The organism is Mycobacterium sp., assembly GCF_049683355.1.
In the GTDB taxonomy this organism is placed as follows: Bacteria; Actinomycetota; Actinomycetes; order Mycobacteriales; family Mycobacteriaceae; genus Mycobacterium.
The window spans coordinates 1-6,432 of sequence record NZ_JBAUJB010000344.1 but is presented as its reverse complement, the minus strand read 5'-3'; the positions used below and the strand labels follow the sequence as shown (position 1 = coordinate 6,432).

General features: G+C 67.8%; 6 protein-coding genes. 4 read left to right on the top strand and 2 right to left on the bottom strand.

All coding sequences use genetic code 11. The features are described from left to right. Positions 1–491: 491 nt before the first annotated feature. A complete protein-coding gene (gene trpD, locus WA944_RS19660; RefSeq protein WP_526370316.1) occupies positions 492–1,574 on the bottom strand; it encodes an anthranilate phosphoribosyltransferase in 1,083 nt (360 codons plus the stop codon). 68 nt (positions 1,575–1,642) lie between these two features. On the opposite strand from trpD, the gene ctaE reads away from it, so the two are divergent. The 4 genes from ctaE to qcrB are packed head-to-tail and all read left to right on the top strand — an operon-like array spanning position 1,643 to position 6,004. Next, positions 1,643–2,254 carry an aa3-type cytochrome oxidase subunit III gene (gene ctaE, locus WA944_RS19655; RefSeq protein WP_526370314.1) on the top strand — a complete coding sequence of 204 codons (612 nt, stop codon included), beginning with the start codon at positions 1,643–1,645 and terminating at the stop codon, positions 2,252–2,254. 56 nt (positions 2,255–2,310) lie between these two features. Then, positions 2,311–3,132 carry a cytochrome bc1 complex diheme cytochrome c subunit gene (gene qcrC / locus WA944_RS19650; protein WP_526647262.1) on the top strand — a complete coding sequence of 274 codons (822 nt, stop codon included), beginning with the start codon at positions 2,311–2,313 and terminating at the stop codon, positions 3,130–3,132. Continuing rightward, positions 3,129–4,340 (top strand): cytochrome bc1 complex Rieske iron-sulfur subunit, encoded by a 1,212-nt coding sequence (gene qcrA / locus WA944_RS19645; protein WP_526609756.1) that lies wholly within the window; start codon positions 3,129–3,131, stop codon positions 4,338–4,340. The genes qcrC and qcrA overlap by 4 nt, the downstream gene beginning before the upstream one ends. Continuing rightward, on the top strand, positions 4,337–6,004 hold the full coding sequence (qcrB, locus tag WA944_RS19640) for a cytochrome bc1 complex cytochrome b subunit (RefSeq protein WP_526370308.1): 1,668 nt from the start codon (positions 4,337–4,339) through the stop codon (positions 6,002–6,004). The genes qcrA and qcrB overlap by 4 nt, the downstream gene beginning before the upstream one ends. A 120-nt stretch (positions 6,005–6,124) precedes the next feature. Here qcrB and WA944_RS19635 read toward each other — a convergent pair. Next, on the bottom strand, positions 6,125–6,432 hold a 308-nt coding region (locus WA944_RS19635; protein ID WP_526370306.1), incomplete at its 5' end, for a DUF2561 family protein.

The following is a 6,432-nucleotide window of genomic DNA, read 5'->3' as shown; positions in this document are numbered from 1 at the left end:
GCCGTCCGCTGGAGGCGGCGCTGTCCCACATCGCCGACCTGGCCGGGCGCAACCGCTACGAGACGGCCGCGCGGCTGCGCGACCACACCGCCGCCACCATCGATGTGCTGTGGCGCGGCCAACGGCTACGAGCGTTGGCATCGGTTCCGGAGATGGTGGCGGCCAGGCCCGACGGGGCCCGTGGCTGGCACCTCGCGGTGATCCGGCACGGTCAACTGGCCGCTGCCGGTGTGGCGCCCAGGGGCGTGCCGCCGATGCCGGTCGTGGACGCGCTGTGCGCCGGAGCGCAGACCGTGCTGCCCGGTGCGGGACCGTTGGGCGGCGCGCTGGTCGAGGAGACGGCCCTGATCACCCGATGGCTGGCCCAGCCCGGCGTCAGGATCGTGCGCACCGACGAGGGCTACTGCTCACCGGTCGGCGCGGCCGGCCGCTGGGCACGCTGGGCGGCCACGGCGCGCTCGGCCCGCCTTGCCGCCGAACAGACCATCGCCTCAGAGCTGCTGGGTGAACCGCACCCAACGCGCGAGCAGTTGTTCGGCCGCCCCGGAGTCGATCGCGTCGGCGGCGCGGGCCAGGCCCGACTCCCACGCCGGGACCCACTTGGCGTCGCTGGATAGTCCCGCGTGCGCAACCAGCGCACCGGCGGCATTGAGCACCACCGCGTCGCGCACCGGTCCTCTTGCCCCGCCGAGCACCGCCCTGGCCTCCGCCGCGTTCGCCTCGGCGTCACCGCCGACCAACGCAGAGATCTCCGCGCGCTGGAACCCGAATGCGGCCGGATCGAACGTCAGCCGCTCGACGGTGCCGGCCTGCACCCGCCAGATCGTGCTGGTCGTCGTCGTGGTCAGTTCGTCGAGTCCGTCGTCACCGTGCACGACCAGAACGCTCGACCCGCGGGTGGCGAACACGCCTGCCATCACCTCGGCCAGATCGCCCCAGGCACAGCCGATCAGCCCGGCCCGAGGGCCCGCCGGATTCGTCAGCGGGCCGAGCAGGTTGAACACCGTGGGCACGCCGATCTCGCGTCGTACCACCCCGGCGTGCTTGTAGGAGGGGTGGAACTGCGGTGCGAAAGCGAACCCGATGCCGACCTCGGCGACGCTGCGCGCCACCTCGTCGGGCCCCAGATCGATCCGCACCCCCAGCGCCTCGAGGGTGTCGGCGCCCCCGGACAGCGACGACGCGGCCCGGTTACCGTGCTTGACCACCCGCACCCCCGCGGCGGCGACCACGATCGCCGCCATCGTGGAGAGGTTGACGGTGTTGGCGCCGTCGCCACCGGTGCCCACCACATCCACCGTCGCGGTGCCGATACTGTCCGTCGGCACCCGCCGCGCATGTTTGAGCATGATCTCGGCCAACTCGGTGACCTCGGCCGACGTCGGGCGCTTCATCTTCATCGACACGCCGAACGCAGCGATCTGCGCCGGGGTTGCGGTGCCCGTCATGATCTGGTCCATCGCCCAGGCCGCCTGACCGGGCGCAAGCGACTGACCTGTGGTCAACCTGCCGAGAATCTGCGGCCACGTCGGGGGGTTCGGCGATGACGGGAGGTCGGGCGGAGAAGAAGTCACCGAAAGATTATGACTAATTGCTGCACCCGGGTGGAGTTCGAGAACTACAAAGCGTCATACTTGCTTCTGTGACGAGCGCTGTAGGGACCTCGGGAACGGCCATCACGTCTCGGGTGCATTCGCTGAACCGGCCGAACATGGTGAGTGTCGGCACGATCGTGTGGCTTTCTAGTGAGCTGATGTTCTTTGCCGGCCTGTTCGCGATGTATTTCACCGCGCGCGCCCAGGCGGGCGGCGACTGGCCGCCGGAGCCCACCGAACTGAACCTCATGCTCGCCGTGCCGGTGACTCTGGTGCTGATCGCGTCGTCGTTCACCTGCCAGATGGGTGTCTTCGCCGCCGAGCGCGGAGACGTCTTCGGCCTGCGGCGGTGGTACACCCTCACCTTCGCGATGGGACTGTTCTTCGTGCTCGGTCAGGGCTATGAGTATCTGCATCTGGTCGAAGAGGGCACCACCATCGCCGGCAGTGCCTACGGCACCGTGTTCTACCTGGCCACCGGCTTCCACGGGCTGCACGTCATCGGCGGCCTCATCGCCTTCATCCTGTTGCTGATCCGCACCCGGTTGAGCAAGTTCACTCCCGCACAGGCCACTGCCGCGATCGTCGTGTCCTACTACTGGCACTTCGTCGACATCGTGTGGATCGCCCTGTTCGCCGTCATCTACTTCGTGCGATGAGTCGCGCGACGGCAGGAGCCGACTCCACAGGGCAGCCGATCTCTCAGACCCAGCCGATGAGAAGGGGTTCGATGACAACCAAGTCCCGCCGCCGGCTACGCCGGCGCCTCTCGGCAGCCCTGCTGCTGCTGACCGGACTGGCAGTCGCCGGTGGCCTGGCAGCCACTCTCACACCGGCACCGCAGGTGGCGGTCGCCGACGAGTCGGCCTCGGCCCTGCTGCGGACCGGACAGGAGCTCTACGACACGTCGTGCGTCACCTGCCACGGCGTCAACCTGCAGGGTGTCGCCGACCGCGGTCCGAGCCTCATCGGCGTCGGCGAAGCCGCCGTCTACTTCCAGGTGTCGACCGGTCGCATGCCGGCGATGCGCGGTGAGGCGCAGGCACCGGCGAAGCCACCGGCTTTCGACGAAGCCCAGACCGACGCGCTCGGCGCCTACGTCCAGGCCAATGGCGGCGGCCCGGTCGTGCCCCGCCAGGAGGACGGCAGCATCGCCCAGCAGTCCCTGATCGGCGACGACGTCGCCCGTGGCGGCGACCTGTTCCGCCTCAACTGCGCGTCCTGCCACAACTTCACCGGAAAGGGCGGCGCGTTGTCGTCGGGTAAGTACGCCCCGGATCTCGGCAACGCGACCGAGGCGCAGATCTACACCGCGATGCTCACCGGCCCGCAGAACATGCCGAAGTTCTCCGACCGGCAGCTGACACCCGATGCCAAGCGCGACATCGTGGCCTACGTCCGCGAGGCGTCGGCGACGCCGACACCGGGTGGCCTCGGGCTGGGTGGGTTCGGCCCCACCTCTGAGGGCATGGTCGCGTGGATCGTTGGAATGGTGGCCATCATCGCGGCCGCCCTCTGGATCGGAGCCCGCGCATGAGCGACAACAGCGACGACGATCTCAAGGGCTCCGACACCCCGGGCCAGAAAGGCGCTCCCGGCCAGCCGACCGACGCCGAACTGGCTGAGATGACCCAGGAGCAACTCGTCGAACTGGGCGGCCGCCTCGACGGGGTCGAGACCGTCTACAAGGAGCCCCGCTGGCCGGTGCCCGGCACCAAGGCCGAGAAGCGCGCCGAACGAACGGTGGCGTACTGGCTGCTGCTGGCGGGCTTCTCCGGTCTGGCGTTGCTGCTGGTCTTCCTGTTCTGGCCGTGGGAGTACCAACCCTACGGTTCCGAGGGCGAGTTCCTGTACACGTTGGCGACCCCCCTCTACGGCCTCACGTTCGGGTTGTCGATCCTGGCCATCGGTGTCGGCGCGGTGCTCTTCCAGAAGAAGTTCATCCCCGAGGAGATCTCGATCCAGGAGCGCCACGACGGCAGCTCTCCGGAGCTGCACCGCAAGACCGTCGCCGCCAACCTGGGCAACGCACTGGACACCTCGACGCTCAAGCGCCGCAAGATGATCGGCCTCTCCCTCGGCATCGGGTTCGGCGCCTTCGGGGTGGGCACGTTGGTGGCGTTCGTCGGCGGCCTGATCAAGAATCCGTGGAAGCCGGTGGTGCCCACGGCCGAGGGCATGAAGGCCGTGTTGTGGACCTCGGGGTGGACCCCGCGATTCGAAGGCGAGACCATCTTCCTGGCTCGGGCCACCGGTAACCCCGGCGAGTCACCGTTCGTCAAGATGCGGCCGGAGGACATCGACGCGGGCGGCATGGAGACGGTGTTCCCGTGGCGCGAGTCCGATGGTGACGGCACCACTGTCGAGTCCGAGCATCATCTGACCGAGATCGCCTACGGGGTGCGCAATCCCGTTATGCTGCTCCGCATCCGGCCCAGCGACATGAAGCGGGTGGTCAAGCGACAGGCCCAGGAGAGCTTCAACTTCGGTGAGCTGTTCGCCTACACCAAGGTGTGCTCACACCTGGGTTGTCCGTCGTCGCTGTACGAGCAGCAGACCTACCGCATCCTCTGCCCCTGCCACCAGTCGCAGTTCGACGCGCTGCACTTCGCCAAGCCGATCTTCGGTCCGGCGGCCCGCGCTCTGGCGCAGCTGCCGATCACCATCGATCAGGACGGCTACCTGGTCGCCAACGGCGACTTCATCGAACCTGTCGGACCGGCATTCTGGGAGCGCACGTCATGAGCCCACGACCGAACATGGCCGAGATCGCCGCCAAGCAAGGCGAAGCGATCGACTCGCGGTATCACCCGTCGGCCGCGGTGCGCCGGCAGCTGAACAAGGTTTTCCCCACCCACTGGTCGTTCCTGCTGGGTGAGATCGCGTTGTACAGCTTCATCGTGCTGCTCCTCACCGGGGTCTGGCTGACACTGTTCTTCGACCCGTCGATGGCGCACGTCACCTACGACGGGGTGTACCAGCCGTTGCGCGGCGTGCAGATGTCGCGCGCCTACGAGACCGCACTGGACATCAGCTTCGAGATCCGCGGTGGGTTGTTCGTGCGTCAGGTCCACCACTGGGCGGCGCTGCTGTTCGCCGCATCGATCATGGTGCACCTGGCCCGCATCTTCTTCACCGGCGCATTCCGCCGGCCGCGCGAGGCCAACTGGGTGATCGGGTCCCTGCTGCTGATCCTGGCGATGTTCGAGGGCTTTTTCGGCTACTCGCTGCCCGACGACCTGCTCTCGGGTACCGGCCTCCGCGCCGCGTTCTCCGGCATCACGATGGGCATACCGGTGGTCGGCACCTGGATGCACTGGGCACTGTTCGGCGGTGACTTCCCCGGCGACATCATCATCCCCAGGTTGTACGCGCTGCACATCCTGCTGATCCCCGGCATCATCCTGGCGCTGATCGGCGTGCACCTGGCGCTGGTGTGGTTCCAGAAGCACACCCAGTTCCCCGGCCCCGGACGCACCGAGCACAACGTCGTCGGGGTCCGGGTGATGCCGGTGTTCGCCGTGAAGTCCGGCGCGTTCTTCGCCGTCACGGTCGGCATCCTGGGCCTGATGGGCGGGCTGCTGCAGATAAACCCGATCTGGAATCTCGGCCCCTACAAGCCGTCCCAGATCTCGGCGGGCAGCCAGCCGGACTTCTACATGATGTGGACCGACGGGCTGATCCGGTTGTGGCCGGCGTGGGAGTTCTACTTCTGGGGTCACACCATCCCGCAGGGCGTGTGGGTCGCGGTGGGAATGGGCGTGATCTTCGGGTTGCTGGTCGCCTACCCGTTCCTGGAGAAGAAGTTCTCCGGCGACGATGCGCACCACAACCTGCTGCAACGTCCCCGCGACGCTCCGACACGGACCGCGGTGGGCGCGGCGGCGATCTCGTTCTACATCCTGCTGACGTTCGCGTGCATGAACGACATCATCGCGCTGAAGTTCCACATCTCACTCAACGCGACCACCTGGATCGGGCGTATCGCAATGGTGTTGCTCCCGGCGATCGTCTACTTCGTCACCTACCGCTGGGCGGTGGCGTTGCAGCGAAGCGACCGTGAGGTTCTCGAGCACGGGATCGAGACCGGCATCATCAAGCGGCTCCCCCACGGTGCGTATGTCGAACTGCATCAGCCGCTCGGGCCCGTCGACGAGCACGGCCACGCGATTCCGCTGGAATACCAGGGCGCGGCGTTGCCGAAGCGGATGAACAAACTCGGTTCCGCGGGTGCCCCCGGCACCGGCAGCTTCCTCTACGGGGATCCGCTCTCCGAGCACGAGGCGATCACCGAGGCCGCACACAGCTCGGAGCGCCGGGCGCTCACCGCGCTGCGGGAGCACCAGGATCGCAACGGGCACTCCAACGGCAACGGCTCGTCCAATGGCTCCTCCAACGGACACCACTGACAAGCAACATCGAACACAGACACCGGATCCGTCTCGCAGGTCGAGACGGATCCGTTGTCGATTGCGGGCCAGACGTTGCGGGTCAGACGATATGGTGTCGGTCCAAACAGCCGAGTCGACTCAGCCGAGGAGCGCGCGCAGGTCGCGCAGGAAGTGCCACGGGATGGCCACCATGGCCACCGTGACCACCCCGGCGACGCCGTAGAAGAACCAGGCGACGGTGTCGCTGTCCACGGCCATCAGGTAGGTCGACACCGCGGTCAGCAGCGTGGCGACGCCCATGGCGCCCATGATGGCTGCAGCGCACCGGAGCCACACCTGGTCGACGGCGGGCGCGGTGGCCGAGGCCGCACCGAGGGCCCCGGGTAGCGGGCGGCTGGGCTCGACCGTGGCAGGGGCCCGGAACTTCTCGGTCGGCGCCTCTGCGC